The organism is Pedobacter sp. AW31-3R, assembly GCF_052180285.1.
Classification (GTDB): domain Bacteria; phylum Bacteroidota; class Bacteroidia; order Sphingobacteriales; family Sphingobacteriaceae; genus Pedobacter.
Window position 1 is genome coordinate 912,961 of sequence record NZ_CP197475.1, and the last position, 17,714, is coordinate 930,674.

Here is a 17,714-nt window from a genome sequence, read left to right on the forward strand (position 1 = left end):
TTTCATTGCTAACGCAATCTTTATCCCGATTTTCCACCAGCTTTTGTCAAGTGCCGGCTCAGCATACATTCTCCTCATGATATCCTGATTACAAACTGGTAGACAAATCGTTTTGAGAATAATTATTTAAGATGTAGGTTTCCAGTTCTGCAGTACTCGCCGTTGGCATTTGCTCTTCAATACTCATCGCCGCCTGCACATGTTCAATGATATCCTGTTCATCAATATCATATAACATTTGCTCATTGGCAAATTCTACATTCCTTGTCTCTGTTATCCTGTTTTGTTGATTAAGGTAGAGGCCAAAAGCAGTGACAAGGATGAAACATGCTGCTGATGCATATTTTATGAAATCAGAATGCCATAAACGTACCATCTTTGTTTCTTCCCCCACTGGGAGATCTGCAGTCAACACTGTTGGTATAGCTTCAGGAATTCGGACAATTACTTCAGGGGTTTGTGCAGCTTCTTCTGTAGTCCTTTCGAGTATCCTGGCCTGTAACTTCTCAAAATAATTTGTGGGGGTACTGTAACCCGTTTGTTGAGCCTTTATCTGAAATAAACTGCTGCTGGTCTGCAGCATAATCTCTTCCTTCAATGATCCGAAATAATTCTCAGGCACAGAAAATCCGGTTGCAGTGACTTTCTCCTTTAACTCTTGTATAAATAAGGAACCATTTACAGCAGAAGGTAAAGCATCAAAATAATCTTCAGGAACACGAAATGGATTAACTATGGGCAAACCTGCAAGATAAGGTGCTTCAGTTTTCCATTCGTTATTTTCTACATCAGTTGTCATTGTTTGGTATTGATTTATAATGTCTTTAAAGATAATCTATCTTTAAATTGTTACGATTCTATATGGATACATTTAAAGCCAAAAGGTTTAAAAGGAAACATCATCATTTAGCATAAAAACCTCAACTTTTTTCACTGCGATATGAAACGATGCTTTAAGTGCACCAACTGAAGTACCAAGGACCTCGGAAATTTCATCATACTTCATATCATCGAAATATTTCATATTAAAAATGAGCCGTTGCTTTTCCGGTAAGGTGAGCAATGCCTGCTGTAATTTCATCTGAATTTTGTCCCCGTTAAAATAGGATGACGCAACCAGGCTTTCAGCTAATTCCTGGGAAACTTCATCAAGGGGTGTATTGTTACGTTGTTTCTTTTTGTTCAGAAAGGTAATCGATTCATTGGTCGCGATCCTGTAGATCCAGGTATACAGCTTTGAATCACTGCGGAATTTTTCCAGGTTTCTCCATACTTTAATGAAAACCTCCTGTACAAGGTCATCCGCATCATCATGGTCAATAACAAGCCTGCGTACATGCCAGTATATTTTCTCCTGATATTTTGAGATAAGCAGGTTAAAGGCTTCATTACGTGTTCTCTCTTCAGCGAACTTCGCTATTATTTCATCATCTTCAACCTGCTTCATCAATTGTTATTTTCTTTTTATTACTTTTTGTACAGCCTCAACAATATTCACTGTATCCAGGCCATATTTTGTCATTAACTCATCCGGAGTACCACTTTCTCCAAAACTATCATTCACAGCAACAAATTCCTGTGGTGAAGGAAGTTCTGTGGACAATAATCGTGCAACGCTTTCACCAAGTCCGCCAAATTTATTGTGTTCTTCACAGGTGACCACACAACCTGTTTTTTTCACAGATTTAAGAATAGCTTCTTCATCTAACGGTTTTATGGTATGAATGTTTATAATTTCCGCATCGATACCCAGAGCTTCCAGTTGTTCACCTGCCTCAATTGCTTTCCAAACCATATGACCGGTAGCAATAATAGTGACGTCAGCGCCTTCATTTACCATCCATGCTTTTCCGATTTCAAACTTCTGATCAGGATCAGTGAAAACCGGGATACTTGGGCGGCCGAAACGTAGATAAACCGGGCCTTCATATTCTGCTATCGCTATAGTTGCCGCTTTTGTCTGGTTGTAATCACAAGGATTAATAACCACCATGCCAGGAAGCATTTTCATTAAACCTATATCTTCAAGAATCTGGTGTGTTGCACCATCTTCTCCCAAGGTTAATCCTGCGTGAGAAGCACAGATCTTTACATTTTTATTGGAATAAGCAACAGATTGTCTGATCTGGTCATAAACACGACCTGTAGAAAAATTCGCAAAGGTACCTGTAAATGGAATTTTTCCACCTATCGTCATTCCGGCAGCAATACCAATCATGTTGGCTTCAGCGATACCTACCTGAACAAATCTTTCAGGGAAATCATTTGCAAAAGCATCCATTTTTAAAGATCCTTTCAGATCGGCACATAATGCAACCACATTATCATTTTTTTTACCAGCCTCATGTAAGCCGACGCCGAAACCGGAACGGGTATCTTTCTTTTCTGTATATGTATATTTTTTCATTGAATTCTATTTTTAAAGGGAATGAAGCTGGCAGAATGCGGTATCAGTTTTACTGCTGAACATGCCCCTTTCATTGATCTCTTTTATTTTGTGAAGAAGGTGAATATTAATAATCACCAAGTGTTTCTTTATTCTGGCTCAGTGCTGAAGCCAATTGCTCATCATTCGGAGCTGTACCATGCCATTTGTGTGTACCTACCATAAAATCCACACCATGTCCCATTTGTGTACTCATCAGGTTCAAGATCGGTTTACCTTTTCCTGTAAGTGATTTTGCATATTCCAGAGCCTTAACGATATCTTCCATATCATTTCCATTGGAAGTAATCACATGCCATCCAAATGCTTCAAATTTAGTCTGAAGATTTTCCAGGGATAAGATTTTTTCTGTGGGACCATCAATCTGCTGACCATTGTAATCAATAGAAGCAATCAGGTTATCCACTTTATTGTGAGGAGCAAACATAATCGCTTCCCAGTTTTGTCCTTCCTGTAATTCACCGTCACCATGTAAAGTAAATACCAGTGAATTGTCTTTATTTAGTTTTTTAGTCAGTGCAGCACCTATGGCAACAGACATGCCCTGACCCAAAGATCCGGATGCAATTCTGATTCCAGGTAAACCTTCATGTGTTGTTGGGTGACCCTGAACACGTGAATTTAATTTTCTGAAGGTAGCCAGCTCGCTTACTTCAAAATATCCAGCCCTTGCCAGCACGCTGTAAAATACAGGAGAGATGTGGCCATTCGAGAGGAAAAATATATCTTCTCCGGTACCGTCCATTTTAAAATCACTGGAGTGATTCATTGTTTCAAAATAAAGTGCTGTTAAAAATTCAGCGCAGCCTAATGATCCACCCGGGTGTCCAGATTGACAGCTGTGTACCATTCTTACAATATCTCTTCTTACCTGAGAAACAATGTCCTCTAATTCATTTATTGTATGTTTCATTAAAATTTGGATTGTTTAACTAATGCTAACAAATATAATATATTCCCCGAATTGCCCTGATAATAATGCTATTTATTCAGTTAAACAGGGGGCTGAAATACAAATGTTAACCGTTTATTTACATTTTATGTTAAAGGCCCAATAATTCAAGGACCTGTACTGTAGGTTTTTTGCTATCTACCTTTTTGATGATATGCAGAATGTTTCCCTCTTCATCAATGATAAAAGTAGTGCGTTGTGTACCCATATATTTTTTACCATACATGTTTTTCTCTACCCATACCCCATAAGCCTCCACGATTTTTTTATCCGTATCTGCTAAAAGTGTAAAGGGAAGACTATGTTTGGCAATAAAGTTCTGGTGCGACTGCTCATCGTCAATACTTACACCCAATACGACGATATCTTTTGATTTCAGTCCCTGATAATTATCCCTGAAATCACATGCTTCAGTAGTGCATCCGGGAGTATCATCTTTCGGATAAAAATAGAGTACTACCTTTTTACCAGCAAACTGGCCTAAGGTTACTGTATTTCCGTCCTGATCTACAGCTGTAAATTCAGGCGCCTTTTGTCCTTCTTGTAATTCGCTCATGGTTTATTTATAAAAAGTAATCGAATATGTTTTGATATTTTGTTTCATATCTTCAACAACCAGTTTAAAGTCGTGCTTCCCTTTCGGACTCAGGTCATCGAAAGTATGCCATAGTGTGGCTGTTTTTGTATCAAATTCCATTAATACCCAGCGTCCGTCAATGTAGCCGTTGAAACTTTTAATGCCTGAGAGGTTATCGCGGATTTTAAAGTTCATTCTGAAAATTCCGGACATGTTTTTGCCATCAGCAATGTTCAGGGGAATTATTGTGGGTGCAATGGTATCCACAGCAATGTAATAACTCCCGAAGTTTCTTGGTGTAGCCTTGACATAGCCATTTTCAAACACACCACCTTGTGAAGAGCCTCCGGTGCTGACAATTACAGCCTTTTCGGCTAATGATCCCAGACTGGCATCGGCCTTAATCCACAGATTGAATCCGGTATGTAAGGGTGTTAAATTGGTATGAATCTGGTGTATTGCGGAATATGCACCATTGGCAGGTTTTGCCTTTAACTTGTACACAAAATTAAAATCATTGTATAGTGTTCCTTTTGGCAGCACCACTTTCACGGCATCGGTACTGAACTCATTGTCGGTCGCATAGCCGAATGCCAGCCCTGCCGGTTGGTCAGGCGTAGAAATGACCTGCTCTCCATCGCCTTGTACAGTAAAGGGGAGGATACTTTTATTTCCTTTACTGTCTGTAATGATATACCTTAATTCATGCAGTTGTGTATCATTAAATTGAATCCGGCCATTATTCACCAGGTTACTGTATATCTTCAGGGGATTTCCCGGATCAACAAAGCTTTTTTGGATGCTTCTTTTCGAGGTCAGGAAGGTAGGATAATCTATATGTGAGTTGATGGCCTTGCTATTTTCAAAAGCGAATCTTTCCAGGGAAGAGACAAATATCCGTTTCCCATCTGCTTCCAGTTCTATGGAGTAAACTCCATTGGTTCCGGAAGCCCCATCATGTTTATCTGTGGTTACAATACCAAAGCCGGTTTCTCCACTGATCATAATTTTATTTCCGTTCGCCAGTCTGTAATTCCCACCGGCACCTGATACCTGGACATATTGTTTGGGTGTATACTCATTGAATGGCTTCCTGTTCAGCTTATAGACATATAGCGCATAAATTACCGGAGGGATATGGTCCGGAATCTGTATGCCAAAGAGCTGCGGATTGATGGTGTGTTCAGTTTTACTGTCCCTGATCTCAAAATGAAGGTGGGGACCACCGGAGCTTCCCCTATTGCCGGAATAGGCAATGAGATCTCCTTTGTGTACAGGAAATAAATCTGCATCAGGGAATTCATCCAGTTCAAATGTTTTCTTCTCATATTCCAGCGCCTTCACCTTTTCTGCAAATTTTGGGGCAAAACGGGAAAGATGGCCGTATACGGAAGTGAAGCCATTTGGATGATTGATATAAAGTGCCAGTCCGAAGCCGCTATTCTGCACCCTTAGCCTTGAAATATATCCGTCGGCTATGGCATAAACCGGATATCCTTCACGCTGGTTGGTTCGGTAATCTACACCTGAATGAAAATGGTTAGACCTTAATTCCCCGAAAGAACCTGCCAGTGCTGGAGGTACAATGTCCAGCGGAGGCCTGAAATCTACCAGTGGATAGGTATTGTTGCTGAAAATTTGCTGTGCCCGGACACCCGTGATCAGTGTAGTCAATAGAAGAAAGAAGATACCCTGTTTAATCATTAATCTTATTTTATATCAAAGTTTAGAAATTGTTCACCAGCAAGCCATGCTTCCAGCTTATCGCCCTGGTGTACGGGGCCAACCCCTTCAGGTGTTCCCGTAAAAATAAGATCCCCTTTTTTTAAGGTGATGTACTGGGATACGAAGGCTATGATCTTTTCAAAAGAGAACAGGATATCTTTTGTATTTCCGTTCTGACGAAGTTCATTGTTTATCTTTAGTTCAAACTGGAGGTTGTTCAGATCGGCAATCTGATCTTTAGGAATAAACCTGCTGATGGCTGCTGAATGATCAAAAGCCTTGGCAAGCTCCCATGGAAGTCCTTTCTCTTTATGTGCCGTTTGGATATCACGGGCGGTGAAATCGATTCCCAGTCCTACTTCATCAAAATAGTTCTGAGCGAATTTTTCTGCAATGTGTTTCCCTTCCTTGCAGACCTTAAGTACTACCTCCAGCTCAAAATGGATATCAGAGGAAAAATCTGGAATATAAAAAGGTTTATTGTCTTTGAGTACTGCGGTATCTGGTTTCAGGAAAATTACCGGACTTGAAGGAAGTGGATTATTTAACTCTTTGGCGTGTGCAGCATAGTTGCGGCCTATAGCAATTACTTTCATAGCTATAAAAGTAGTAAAGAATTAAATTAAACCTGCATGAGTTTACATTTTAGCCTATTCTTGAATGAAGAGTGACACAGGGAACAGACGGAAAACAGGCTTCACTACAGCATACTCCAACAAAACACCGGCGCAACGGTACAAGTCATGAAATGATAATGGATGGAGATGGAAAATTCAAATTAGTCTATAAAACAGAGATACGTTTCACCACAGTTTCTGAACCGGTAACGATTCTGAGAAAATAGATACCACTGTTTAAACGGTTTGGAATGGTATAGGTTTTTGTCTGTTCACCTGCTGACACACGTTCATTTGCAAGTGTGACTACCTCATTACCCAGTAAGTCCATTATTTTTATAGCAATATTGGCTTCCCGCTCTAAACGTAAGACCAGGTTTACCTGATCGTCTACAGGATTAGGATAAACTTTTAAAACAGATAATACTTTCTCCTGCTTGCCGTTTTTATTGTGTGAAAGCAAACTGCTGTACGGAGTAAAAGAAGAACCAGGCGTATAATTCGGTTTATAAACAGGTACATCGCCCTTAATCTGAGGAGTTTTAGCGATCCTTTTATACTTTGAATTCGTAGAGATACTATCAGAACGCTGACCAAAAACAGTGGAACTGCAGAAAACACCGATGCAGATAATGCATAGCAGATATAAGCCGGAGATCGTTTTGGTTTTTGTATTCATGTTTCTGGAACAAAAGTAGAAATAATTCCACGAAAAAATTAAATATTTTCTGTGTTGGGCAATATTTAACACAATTTAACAGTTGATGGCTTTAAATTGTTAAAATGACAAAATCATCCGCCTAGGCAGGGGGCTGCATAGCTTTTTGTTAAAGTGCTATTCTGGTGTTTTTTCCTAAATATTCATTGAAGAGGAAAGGATTTGTATCGTTTACCATATTGTTACATCTTTGCATAAATTTTCGCTTCATCTGGATGTCGAATCAATTATATAATTTAATAATTTTATTAAATCGTGTCTGACCATAAAAGTTTAAATAAAATTTCAGCAGCGGGTTTGCTGATCAGTCTGGGAATTGTTTACGGAGATATAGGGACTTCGCCTTTATATACGCTTAGAGCCATATTTAACACCGTGAATGACAGTGGACAGGCCATCAACTCAGTTGTGGTTCTTGGTGCCCTTTCCTGTATCATCTGGACACTTACCCTGCAGACAACCATTAAATATGTGCTGATTACGCTGCGGGCAGACAACAAAGGGGAGGGGGGGATTTTCTCCCTGTATTCCCTGGTAAGGAAAAAGGCGAAATGGCTGGTTGTACCAGCCGTGATCGGAGGCTGTGCTTTGTTGGCCGATGGTATCATTACCCCAAGTATTACCGTTACTACAGCGATAGAAGGATTGCAGGTTAAGTTTCCTTCGGTCAGCGTGATTCCGATTGTGATCTCAATTATTGCGCTGTTGTTTATTATACAGCAATTTGGTACAAGTCTGGTTGGTAAACTATTCGGACCAATTATGTTTCTGTGGTTTGCCGCCCTTGGTGTACTTGGAATTACCTATGTCGTGCAGGATTTAAGTATCCTTAAAGCGCTGAATCCTTATTATGCCTTTCACCTGATTGCTTCCAATCCGATGGCACTTGTCATCCTTGGTGGGGTATTTCTGTGTACCACCGGGGCGGAAGCGTTGTATTCCGACTTGGGGCATTGCGGAAGGGATAACATCCGGGTAAGCTGGATTTTTGTGAAGGCTACACTGATTATCAATTATCTGGGTCAGGGGGTATGGTTGCTGCAACATCCGAATTATGATGATCACCTCAATCCCTTTTACCAGATCGTTCCTGAACCTTACTTGTTATTCATGGTGGCCCTGGCAACTATTGCGGCGATCATCGCCAGTCAGGCCATGATTACGGGTTCATTTACGCTTATCTCCGAGGCGGTGCGGCTCAACCTTTGGCCAAAAGTGAGGATAAATTACCCCAGTAACCAGAAAGGACAGATTTATGTCCCTTCCATCAATTGGTTGCTGTGTGGAGGATGTATCGCTGTTGTCCTGTTGTTCAAAAAATCCATTCATATGGAAGGCGCATATGGCCTTGCAATTAACATGACATTCCTGGCAACGACGATCCTGGTCGCTGTTTTCATGCGGACGAAAAGAGTACCAAAATATGTCATTACCATTTTCCTTATCATTTATGGAAGTCTTGAGCTTTCCTTCCTGGCGGGAAATATGACCAAATTCCTTCATGGTGGTTTTGTGACCCTGCTGATCGGTTCGGCATTATTCACCGTGATGTGGAGCTGGTATGTTTCCAGAAAGATCAAGAACAGGTTTGTCAAGTATGTAGAGATAGAAGATTATTATCCAATTATCAGTGAATTGAGTGAGGATGAAAGTGTGCCCAAATATTCCTCTCAGCTGGTCTATCTGACGAGTGCCAATTTCAAAACTGAAATTGAATCAAAGATTATCTATTCCTTGATTCAGAAGGAACCCAAAAGGGCGGATATTTATTGGCTTGTGCATGTAGATGTGGTGGATGAACCCTTTACGCGCGACTATAAAGTAGAATTTCTTATCCCTGGCAAGCTGATCAGGATCGATTTTAGATTGGGATTCAGGGTAGAGCAAAGGGTAAACCTGTTATACCGGAAAGTTATTGAAGAATTGGTAAAGAATGGGGAAGTGGATATCACGAGCCAGTATACCTCCCTGAACAGGCACAAAATTGCCGGGGATTTCAGGTTTGTACTGCTGGAGAAACACTTGTCTCGATTCTCCAAACTTAGTTTTTATGAACGTACCATTATGGCCTATTACTTTATATTGAAAAAACTGAGCTTATCAGAAGAGCGGAGTTTTGGACTGGATTCCAGCTATGTTGATGTAGAGAAGGTTCCGCTGATATTTGTTACTCCTGACGATATTGAACTGAACAGGTTACCGGTATAAGCGTAAATCGCCTGAAACATTAATCAGGTGCGCTGACTGGTCAAATAAAAACGGGATTGCATCAACTGCAATCCCGTTTTTATTTGACCTCCAAATCCGGTGGGTTGATTTAGGCAATGGTCTTCTCATTCAGTTTACTGTGTTTATAACCGTATAAGAAATACACCACTAAGCCAATGACAAGCCATATGCCGAAGCCTATCCAGTTGGATATCCCAAGTTCACACATCATGTACAAGCAGCTCAGCAGACCTAAGACCGGTATGAGAGACAAATTCTTTGTGATACAGTAATAAGTAATCACCAGACAGATGACAAAGAATATCCACATGGGGATTTTATGTTTAAATAAACCCCATCCGGTTTCGAATCTTTTTTCACTGCTGATCGTGCTTTTTTCCATAAAAAGCTGGTATTCTTCTGTCGTAAGGCTGTTCAGGTAGGCTTCAGTATCTATGTTTTTTTCAACAGGATGTACCTGTTTCTGCTCCCGATTGATCTGATTCTGTACTGTTTTTAACTCCTCACTGTTTAATGCAGTAATAAAGGCAATCGGATCATGTACTTTATCCTCATTTGTGATAAAGGCTGTAGTTTCTTTTTTGAAGATGGTGAATCCGGCAATAATGAATCCTGCAAAAACAACTGGAATGATATATTTCGAGTTTGCATAAGGGATCCTGAATTTCCCCCTTTGGATATTGGGCTTGTTTTGAAGCACCAGTACGCCTGCACAAACCAGTACAAAAGCGAAGAGGGTACCGATGGAACATAAATCGGTTACTATCGTCAGATTCATAAAGAGTGAGGGTACTGCGACTACAAATCCAACTACAATCGTTGCAAAAGAAGGGGTTTTGTATACCGGATGAATTTTGGAGAAACGTTTTGGGAGTAACCCGTCACGACTCATGCTCATCCAGATCCTGGGTTGCCCCATCTGGAAAACCAGTAATACACTGGCCATGGCAAACACAGCACTTACTGCTATAATACCACTCATCAATTTCAGGTCTATCTGGTCAAATACAAAAGCCAGTGGATCACCAACAGCCAACAGGTCATATCTCACTATTCCTGTTAACACCAATGCTATGGCCACATATAAAATGGTACAGATAATAATGGCCCACATCATTCCCCTTGGCAAATCCTTCTGCGGATCTTTACATTCCTCGGCAGTGGTGGAGATCGCATCAAAACCGATATAAGCGAAGAAAACTGCAGATACCCCTTTCAGTACACCCGATACCCCATTTGGGGCAAAAGGATTCCAGTTTGAGGTATCGATATAAAATATGCCGACAGCCAATACCAGGAGTATAACTGCCAGTTTGACCACAACCATGGCATTACTTGCATTTTTTGATTCTTTCATGCCCCTGTATACCAGCCAGGTAATCAGGATGATAATGCCCAGGGCAGGTAAATCTGCTACCAGGTGAAAATCGCCGATCAGGGGGGCGGTCATCCAGGCATTATTTGATATTCTTGTGGCTTCGTCCAGGTTCGCATAACTTTTTCCCGCGTTCAGGAGGGCCTCTGCATGGGTATGTCCGTTGTAAGCCGTCAGGTAATCCATGGTCATCCAGTCTGGCAAATGAATTCCGTTAATTCCCAGGGCGGGAATTCGAATAGAGGAGAGGAGTCCGGTGAAATAATCTGACCAGGAAATGGCTACAGTAATGTTTCCTATGGCATACTCCATGATCAGCGACCAGCCAATGATCCAGGCTACCAGCTCACCAAAGGCGACATAGGAATACGTATACGCACTGCCTGATACAGGGACCATTGAGGCAAATTCAGCATAGGCAAAAGCCGCAAAACTACAGGCGATGGCGGTAAATATAAACAGAAAAATTACTGCAGGTCCGCCATCAGCACTCGCTTTTCCAATGGTGCTGAATATCCCGGCACCAATGATTGCTGCAATTCCAAATGCTGTGAGGTCCCTTACACCAAGAGTTTTGTGCAATGAATCGCCATGGTCGCCATAACCATTCTTGGCATCATCCAGTATTTTAGTAATTGACTTCTTCCGGAAAAGTTTTTCGAACATAATGGGCAATTGTATGAATTTTTTCGCTGAAATTATTAATTTTTATATAAACTAACCTAGTTTATCTAGTTCTTCTTTTACAAATGACGCTAATTCTTTTATATAATGGCTGCTAAAGTCGAATTTTATGCCTGCAGTTTCATAAATTTCGTTCATTGGTTTGGTATATCCCAGGGATAATGCTTCAATATATTGTTCTAATGCCTTTTTTGGGTTTTCTTTATAGTTTTTCCATATCGCAATAGCTCCAAGTTGGGCTATAGCATATTCTATATAGTAAAAAGGAACTTCAAACAGATGCAATTGCTTCTGCCAAAGGTTACCGAATTCCTGTTCCTGTCCATCCCAATTGGCAAATCCTGCACCAAATCTTGTATAAATTTGTTTGAAGGCTTCTTCCCTGTCCGCCGCATTGTGTCCAGGGTTGGTATAAATCCAGTGCTGGAACTGGTCAATTACTGCTACCCATGGTAAGGTTTTCAATACATCGGTTAATTGTTCTTTCTTCGCACGGATCAGGTCAGCTGCATCATCAAAATAGATCTCCCATTGATCCATGGAAATCAATTCCATGCTCATAGAGGCAAGCTCCGCTACTTCTGAGGGACAATGTTTAAAGTCATTTAATTCCAGTCCTGCCGTAAGAAAGGTATGTACCGCATGACCACCTTCATGCACCATTGTCGTCAGGTCCCTTAAGGCTCCGGCTGAATTCATGAAAATGAATGGGGCTCCGGTTTCTGCAAGGGGATAATTATATCCTCCGGGAGCTTTGCCTTTACGGCTCTCCACGTCGAAAAGATTATTGGCTTTCATGATATTCAGCATCTGACCCAGTTTAGGATCAATAGCAGTGAATGCCTCAATGCTTTTATCAATTAATTCAGCACCGTTTTTGAATGGCTGAAGTGCAGGTTTGCCGGAAGTACTCACTTCCATGTCCCAGGGTTTAAGCGCTTCCAAACCAAGTAATCCTGCTCTCTTTTCTGCCTGTTCTTTTAAAATAGGAACAATTTCGTTTTCTATGGCCTCATGAAAATCATAACAGTCTTTCGCATCATAATCGAACCTGCCCAATGCCTGGAACATGTAGTCCCTGAAATTTTCAAATCCCGCATTCAAGGCCACCTGGTGGCGCATGGCAATGAGTTCGTCAAACAGCATGTTTAAATCATCTTTATCCACTAAACGGCGTTGCTGTATGGTCTCCCAGGCCTGCTGGCGAATAGTCCGGTTAATATCCTTGATGAAATTGGCCGCTTGTTCCAAGGTGTATTCCTGCTCATTGATCAGCACACTCATCGCACCGGTTGTAGCCTGGTACTTCTGTTGTGCTACCTGTAAATTTGTAAAAATAGCTACGTTTTCTTCGCGATAGATCTCCAGTGATTTTTTAATGGCACGGAGGTAAACGAAGTATTTATCCTGGTCCAGTTCATCAATAAATTCACTGGCAACAAGCTTTTGATTCAGCAGATTGGCTACAGGCGATATTTTAGGCTCTATCTCAGTGGCGAAATACTGGAAACTACTGACCAGTTCTTCATTGGCTGTATCACAGGTCATCTTAATATATCTCCAGGCGAAATCTTCTTCCAGTGCTGCTTCAACCTCACTTTTATCTTTCAGCCATTGCTCCAATTCCTGCACACTGCCGATTTCCCGGTTCAGGAGTTCATCTAAAACAGGCGATAGATTGTCCCACTTGATCTCAAGATCCTGAGGAAAATAGTTTCTCGTTTTTTTCGGTATGGTCAGATTAATCATAAGGTTTAAAATTTAAAATACGTACGTAATAATGCGTCCAATAGGAAACACACTGCAAAAATTACTGAGGCGAAACCGTTTGTTGTGGCAAAAGCGCGGTTTACCTTACTGATATCATTTGGTTTAACCAATAGATGCTGATAAATCAGCATAGAGCAGAAAAACGCCACCCCCAGGTAATATGCCCAACTAAAAGGGGTAAACATAATGGGCAATATCACACAAAGTGCAGAAAAAACATGAAGCACTTCCGAGAGTTTCAATGCATTTTTTCTACCTATTGCTGAAGGGATGGAATGGAGTTCCTCTCCTTTATCAAATTCTTCATCCTGAAGGGCATAGATGATATCAAAGCCACTTACCCAGAATAATACTGCAAATGAATACAATACCGGTACAATGTTAAACACACCTGTAACTGCGATGTAAGCACCAATAGGGGCTAAGGCAAGCCCTAAACCCAATACCATATGACACAGTGCGGTGAATCGTTTGGTATAACTGTAGAACAAGACGACGAAAAGTGCTACGGGTGAGAGGTAAAAACACAGGTTATTGATAAAAAAGGTGGTCACCACAAATAAACAGCAGTTAATGATGACAAAGATGAGAGCCTCATTGGCTGAAATTTTACCTGCCGGTATATCCCGCATCAGGGTACGTGGATTTTTAGCGTCAATTTCCCTGTCGAGATACCTGTTGAATGCCATTGCCGCATTCCTGGCGAATACCATACAGAGCAGGACAAGTACCAGGAGAAGCCACTTGAAGGGTTGGTCTGTGGTGGTCACACCCAAGAAAAAACCAATCATAGCAAAGGGAAGTGCAAAGATAGAATGTGCGAAAAGCACTAAGGAAAAATACTTTTTCATTCGTATTATGGGGATATTTCAGTAAGGATATTAATCTTTAATCAGGTGAGACGTTTATCAAAAAGGCTTAAAAGCCATCATTTGGCGTTAGTATCGGCATCGCAAAATCAAGATTGGTATCTTCAATGAATTTCAGGATTTCGTCTTTTCCTACACCTTTTTCTGCCGAACTCGTAAAAACCGGAGGGATTTCTTCAAACCACCCTGAAAGCTCTTTTTTAAAGAGGGCAATATTCTGGTTTGTTTTTGTAATCGACTGTTTATCCGTTTTGGTGAAGGCCAGTACAAATGGAATTTGTATCTCGCCCATCCAGCAGCAAAACTCAATGTCAATTTTTTGCGGTGCCAGCCTGCTGTCGATCAGTACAAATACGCACTGCAGACTTTCTCTCTTGGTGATATAATTACGAATGAACTTCTCCCAACTTTCACGGTTGTTTTTAGATACTTTGGCATAACCATATCCGGGTAAATCTACAATATACCATTCTTCATTCACCAGGAAATGGTTAATTAACTGTGTTTTTCCGGGTTTCTGAGAGGTTTTTGCTAATCCATGCTGGTTCACCAGCATATTGATCAGGGAAGATTTTCCTACGTTAGAACGTCCTATGAAGGCATATTCAGGTTTATTAGCCACTGGCAGCGCAGAAATCTTTGTATTGCTGCAAATAAATGTTGCTGATTTTATAATCATTTGACAAAGGTAGAAAATTAGTTTTCAACAATACTTATCTTTGCCGCATACCATGAGCGAAAAAATAACACCCTACCAATCTGAGACCGTTACTAAAAAAGAACAAGTGGCCTCTATGTTCAATAACATATCAGGAACTTATGACTTCTTAAACCACTTCCTTTCCTTAGGAATTGATATTATATGGCGTAAAAAGGCAATTAGAGAGCTATCTGCATTAAAACCGAAAGTAATGCTTGACGTAGCTACAGGGACAGGCGACTTTGCCTTTGAGGCTATAAAAATATTAAAACCCGAAAAAATAGTAGGGGTAGATATTTCTGTAGGAATGCTGGATGTTGCCCGGAAAAAAATTGCTGAACGTCAGCTGGAGCATGTTTTCTCAGTCCAGACGGGAGATTCTGAAGGTCTGCATTTTGAAGATAACCATTTTGATGCGATCACCGTTGCCTTTGGCGTACGTAATTATGAGAACCTCGAGAAAGGTCTCTCCGATATGCTGAGGGTGCTGAAACCTGGCGGGAAGATCGTAATCCTTGAATTTTCAAAGCCGACCGTGTTTCCTGTGAAACAGACTTATAATTTTTATTTTAAACACCTGTTACCAGTATTCGGTAAGTTATTTTCAAAAGATAACAGGGCTTACACGTATTTAAATGAGTCTGTTATTGCCTTCCCTGACGGAAAGTCTTTTACTACGCTAATGGATAAGGTAGGATACAAGCAAACTAAACACCGGTCATTAACGTTTGGAATAAGTGCCATCTATACGGGCATTAAATAAGCGGATCTTAAAAATAAGTAAATGCGAATAAAACTAAGCCTTATTGCTATATTTTTCTTTGTTTGCAGTACTGCCATGGCCCAGCAGAATTGGGGTGGGGGAGTAGATGAGGAAAGAATACATTTTGGCTTTACCTTCCAGCATACCAGTTCGCTGTATAAAATTCAGAAAAAAGGTGATTGGAGAGCTCCCTTTAATGACCCGGATACGGGATTTCCACTCACAGATTCCCTGTCTGCCTTATATAGTAAATCGTCTCCGGGATATGGGATAGGTTTTGTGGTCAATGGCAGGATCAGTAATCATGTCGATGTGCGCCTGACACCTACCCTGAATTTTAACAACCGTAAGATCGCGTATGAATATGTACAGCGCAATCCGGCAACAGATCCTACAGCGCCAGTTAGCATGCCTTTTTATGCTGTCGACCAGAAGGTACAGGCTACACTCGTCGAATTTCCCCTGGGACTAAAAATAAAGTCCGACCGGCGCAATAACTTCCGGGCGTATATGCTTTATGGTGCAAAGTATTCCTATGATATCACCTCGAAGAAAAAGACAGATGATGCCGGAAATGCCTTTTTATATAAGCTGCTTAAAAACCGAAAAAGTTACTTATCCTATGAGGCTGCTTTTGGAATGGACCTCTATTTTGAATACTTTAAGATGTCGCCCGAAATTAAACTGTCTTATTCGATGAATAATATCCTGGATAATTCAACACCCAATCCTTATAATGTACCCATTGAAAAGCTCATGTTACGTAATGTTACATTCAGCTTATTTTTCGAATGATGAAGCAAAAGATAAAATCATAGCTTTGCCCTGGCATTGGATGAATTTTCAAAGCCTAAATTGAAGTTGAGGACAGCTTCAGCAAATAAGTAATCTGGGATGAATGCGGTAGCAATTGATATTACTGCAAGGCATACCGGCAGCGCGGTTCTCCACGTAAAGTGCTACAGGTAGTTGGGAAAATAGTACTGAAATTTCCAGTGGGCAGCTTTAAGAAAATTAAATTAACAAAAATTACTGAAACACAATAGTATACCTATGAAAACAGCATTAATTACCGGCGCAACTTCAGGTATAGGCGAGGCATGTGCACATTTATTTGCCCAGCAGGGGTACCGCCTGATACTTGTTGCCAGGAGACAACCGTTATTAGAAAAGGTTGCTGGACATTTAGCAGATAAATATGGCGTCGAGATCAGCACCCTGATTGCTGATGTCAGAAATAAAAAGGCAATCACCGAAGTCCTGGAAGGATTACCGGAAGACTGGAAAAAAATAGATGTGCTGGTCAACAATGCCGGTTTAAGCCGTGGACTGGATCCTATAGATAAAGGGAATACGGACGACTGGGATGCGATGGTAGATACCAATATCAAAGGCTTGCTGTATGTCACAAAGGTGGTGTCCGGATGGATGGTTGCGGAGAAAAAAGGCCATATTGTGAACATCGGATCTATTGCCGGTAAGGAAGTTTATCCGAATGGGAATGTATACTGTGCTACAAAACATGCAGTTGATGCACTAAATAAAGGAATGCGTATAGATTTGTTGCCATATGGTATTAAGGTCACCGCAATAAATCCGGGGATGGTTGAAACAGAATTCTCATTGGTACGTTTTAATGGGGATGAGGAGAAGGCCAGAAAAGTTTATGATGGACTTGAACCCTTATTTGCAGCAGATATTGCCGATGCCATCTGGTATGTGGTGAGCAGACCTGCACACGTCAATATAAATGAGATGTTAATCATGCCAACAGCACAGGCTTCGGCAACATTAGTACAAAGAAATTAGACAAAATATATGATATCCACTATTATCGATCAGAAAATAAAAGAAGCGATGTTGGCTAAGGACCAGGCAAAATTAAGAGGCCTCCGTGCAATAAAGGCAGCTTTATTACTGGCAAGAACAGAAAAAGGATCAGAGGAAATTAATGAAGAGGCTGAATTAAAGATCCTTCAGCGATTGGTTAAACAGAGAAAAGAATCTTCAGATATTTATACCCAGCAAGGCAGGCAGGACCTGGCAATTATCGAAGAAGAAGAAATTGCGGTGATCACTGAGTTTATGCCTAAACAGCTGGATAGAGAAGAAGTTGCTGCAAAAATTGCCGGTATTATTGCCACATCAGGTGCTACTTCTGTAAAGGATATGGGTAAAGTCATGGGGCTTGCAAATAAAGAGCTTGCAGGTAAGGCTGATGGTAAATTAATTGCGGAACTGGTAAAAGCTCAATTGGCATAAATTGTGCTGAATTGATTTTTTTAAATG

17 protein-coding genes are annotated in these 17,714 nt (G+C 40.8%); 5 read left to right on the forward strand and 12 right to left on the reverse strand.

The genetic code is table 11. The annotated features are described in order from the left end of the window. Positions 1-88: 88 nt before the first annotated feature. The 8 genes from ACSBL2_RS03850 to ACSBL2_RS03885 form a co-directional block, all read right to left on the reverse strand. The gene (locus ACSBL2_RS03850) at positions 89-799 is read right to left on the reverse strand and encodes a hypothetical protein (RefSeq protein ID WP_442590347.1); all 711 of its coding nucleotides are present in this window, start codon (positions 797-799) and stop codon (positions 89-91) included. Positions 800-886: 87 nt separating this feature from the next. After that, a complete protein-coding gene (locus ACSBL2_RS03855; protein ID WP_442590348.1) occupies positions 887-1,447 on the reverse strand; it encodes an RNA polymerase sigma factor in 561 nt (186 codons plus the stop codon). A 6-nt stretch (positions 1,448-1,453) separates the two neighbouring features. Then, a complete protein-coding gene (locus ACSBL2_RS03860) occupies positions 1,454-2,407 on the reverse strand; it encodes a transketolase family protein (RefSeq protein WP_442590349.1) in 954 nt (317 codons plus the stop codon). Between the two features lie 106 nt (positions 2,408-2,513). Further along, complete coding sequence (locus ACSBL2_RS03865; protein ID WP_442590350.1) at positions 2,514-3,359, reverse strand: transketolase; 846 nt, start codon at positions 3,357-3,359, stop codon at positions 2,514-2,516. Between the two features lie 130 nt (positions 3,360-3,489). After that, positions 3,490-3,954, reverse strand: coding sequence for a thioredoxin-dependent thiol peroxidase (bcp, locus tag ACSBL2_RS03870; RefSeq protein WP_442590351.1), 465 nt, complete (start codon positions 3,952-3,954; stop codon positions 3,490-3,492). Positions 3,955-3,957: 3 nt separating this feature from the next. Then, positions 3,958-5,679, reverse strand: coding sequence for a M23 family metallopeptidase (locus ACSBL2_RS03875; protein WP_442590352.1), 1,722 nt, complete (start codon positions 5,677-5,679; stop codon positions 3,958-3,960). 5 nt (positions 5,680-5,684) lie between these two features. Next, entirely contained in the window at positions 5,685-6,296 is a 612-nt protein-coding gene (locus ACSBL2_RS03880; protein ID WP_442590353.1) for a fumarylacetoacetate hydrolase family protein, read from the reverse strand. A gap of 187 nt (positions 6,297-6,483) precedes the next feature. Beyond that, positions 6,484-6,996: a T9SS type A sorting domain-containing protein gene (locus ACSBL2_RS03885; protein WP_442590354.1), complete on the reverse strand. Its 513-nt coding sequence runs from the start codon at positions 6,994-6,996 to the stop codon at positions 6,484-6,486. 294 nt (positions 6,997-7,290) lie between these two features. Here ACSBL2_RS03885 and ACSBL2_RS03890 point away from each other — a divergent pair, with 294 nt between their 5' ends. Continuing rightward, positions 7,291-9,243: a KUP/HAK/KT family potassium transporter gene (locus tag ACSBL2_RS03890; protein ID WP_442590355.1), complete on the forward strand. Its 1,953-nt coding sequence runs from the start codon at positions 7,291-7,293 to the stop codon at positions 9,241-9,243. 109 nt (positions 9,244-9,352) lie between these two features. Here ACSBL2_RS03890 and ACSBL2_RS03895 read toward each other — a convergent pair whose 3' ends face one another. The 4 genes from ACSBL2_RS03895 to yihA all read right to left on the reverse strand — a co-directional run bounded on the left by ACSBL2_RS03895 (position 9,353) and on the right by yihA (position 14,641). Beyond that, the gene (locus ACSBL2_RS03895) at positions 9,353-11,305 is read right to left on the reverse strand and encodes an amino acid permease (RefSeq protein ID WP_442590356.1); all 1,953 of its coding nucleotides are present in this window, start codon (positions 11,303-11,305) and stop codon (positions 9,353-9,355) included. 51 nt (positions 11,306-11,356) lie between these two features. Next, positions 11,357-13,072, reverse strand: a complete 1,716-nt coding sequence (locus tag ACSBL2_RS03900) for a M3 family oligoendopeptidase (protein WP_442590357.1) — start codon at positions 13,070-13,072, stop codon at positions 11,357-11,359. A 5-nt stretch (positions 13,073-13,077) separates the two neighbouring features. Beyond that, positions 13,078-13,944 carry a UbiA-like polyprenyltransferase gene (locus ACSBL2_RS03905; protein ID WP_442590358.1) on the reverse strand — a complete coding sequence of 289 codons (867 nt, stop codon included), beginning with the start codon at positions 13,942-13,944 and terminating at the stop codon, positions 13,078-13,080. Positions 13,945-14,011: 67 nt separating this feature from the next. Beyond that, positions 14,012-14,641, reverse strand: a complete 630-nt coding sequence (gene yihA / locus ACSBL2_RS03910; protein ID WP_442590359.1) for a ribosome biogenesis GTP-binding protein YihA/YsxC — start codon at positions 14,639-14,641, stop codon at positions 14,012-14,014. A gap of 52 nt (positions 14,642-14,693) precedes the next feature. On the opposite strand from yihA, the gene ubiE reads away from it, so the two are divergent. The 4 genes from ubiE to ACSBL2_RS03930 all read left to right on the forward strand — a co-directional run bounded on the left by ubiE (position 14,694) and on the right by ACSBL2_RS03930 (position 17,687). Further along, positions 14,694-15,425, forward strand: coding sequence for a bifunctional demethylmenaquinone methyltransferase/2-methoxy-6-polyprenyl-1,4-benzoquinol methylase UbiE (ubiE, locus tag ACSBL2_RS03915; RefSeq protein ID WP_442590360.1), 732 nt, complete (start codon positions 14,694-14,696; stop codon positions 15,423-15,425). A gap of 21 nt (positions 15,426-15,446) precedes the next feature. Then, positions 15,447-16,220: a type IX secretion/gliding motility protein PorT/SprT gene (gene porT / locus ACSBL2_RS03920; protein ID WP_442590361.1), complete on the forward strand. Its 774-nt coding sequence runs from the start codon at positions 15,447-15,449 to the stop codon at positions 16,218-16,220. 258 nt (positions 16,221-16,478) lie between these two features. Further along, on the forward strand, positions 16,479-17,234 hold the full coding sequence (locus tag ACSBL2_RS03925; protein ID WP_442590362.1) for an SDR family NAD(P)-dependent oxidoreductase: 756 nt from the start codon (positions 16,479-16,481) through the stop codon (positions 17,232-17,234). A gap of 9 nt (positions 17,235-17,243) precedes the next feature. Beyond that, positions 17,244-17,687, forward strand: coding sequence for a GatB/YqeY domain-containing protein (locus ACSBL2_RS03930; RefSeq protein ID WP_442590363.1), 444 nt, complete (start codon positions 17,244-17,246; stop codon positions 17,685-17,687). The last annotated feature ends 27 nt before the right edge of the window (positions 17,688-17,714 follow it).

Excerpts from the sequence above, each read along its gene's own strand:
- ACSBL2_RS03855 (WP_442590348.1), bottom strand. The coding sequence starts at position 1,447 with ATGAAGCAGGTTGAAGATGATGAAATAATAGCGAAGTTCGCTGAAGAG.
- ACSBL2_RS03900 (WP_442590357.1), bottom strand. The coding sequence starts at position 13,072 with ATGATTAATCTGACCATACCGAAAAAAACGAGAAACTATTTTCCTCAG.
- ACSBL2_RS03865 (WP_442590350.1), bottom strand. The coding sequence starts at position 3,359 with ATGAAACATACAATAAATGAATTAGAGGACATTGTTTCTCAGGTAAGA.
- ACSBL2_RS03885 (WP_442590354.1), bottom strand. The coding sequence starts at position 6,996 with ATGAATACAAAAACCAAAACGATCTCCGGCTTATATCTGCTATGCATT.
- ACSBL2_RS03905 (WP_442590358.1), bottom strand. The coding sequence starts at position 13,944 with ATGAAAAAGTATTTTTCCTTAGTGCTTTTCGCACATTCTATCTTTGCA.
- ACSBL2_RS03860 (WP_442590349.1), bottom strand. The coding sequence starts at position 2,407 with ATGAAAAAATATACATATACAGAAAAGAAAGATACCCGTTCCGGTTTC.
- ACSBL2_RS03875 (WP_442590352.1), bottom strand. The coding sequence starts at position 5,679 with ATGATTAAACAGGGTATCTTCTTTCTTCTATTGACTACACTGATCACG.
- ACSBL2_RS03880 (WP_442590353.1), bottom strand. The coding sequence starts at position 6,296 with ATGAAAGTAATTGCTATAGGCCGCAACTATGCTGCACACGCCAAAGAG.
- ACSBL2_RS03930 (WP_442590363.1), top strand. The coding sequence starts at position 17,244 with ATGATATCCACTATTATCGATCAGAAAATAAAAGAAGCGATGTTGGCT.
- ACSBL2_RS03895 (WP_442590356.1), bottom strand. The coding sequence starts at position 11,305 with ATGTTCGAAAAACTTTTCCGGAAGAAGTCAATTACTAAAATACTGGAT.
- ubiE (WP_442590360.1), top strand. The coding sequence starts at position 14,694 with ATGAGCGAAAAAATAACACCCTACCAATCTGAGACCGTTACTAAAAAA.
- ACSBL2_RS03850 (WP_442590347.1), bottom strand. The coding sequence starts at position 799 with ATGACAACTGATGTAGAAAATAACGAATGGAAAACTGAAGCACCTTAT.
- yihA (WP_442590359.1), bottom strand. The coding sequence starts at position 14,641 with ATGATTATAAAATCAGCAACATTTATTTGCAGCAATACAAAGATTTCT.
- bcp (WP_442590351.1), bottom strand. The coding sequence starts at position 3,954 with ATGAGCGAATTACAAGAAGGACAAAAGGCGCCTGAATTTACAGCTGTA.
- porT (WP_442590361.1), top strand. The coding sequence starts at position 15,447 with ATGCGAATAAAACTAAGCCTTATTGCTATATTTTTCTTTGTTTGCAGT.
- ACSBL2_RS03925 (WP_442590362.1), top strand. The coding sequence starts at position 16,479 with ATGAAAACAGCATTAATTACCGGCGCAACTTCAGGTATAGGCGAGGCA.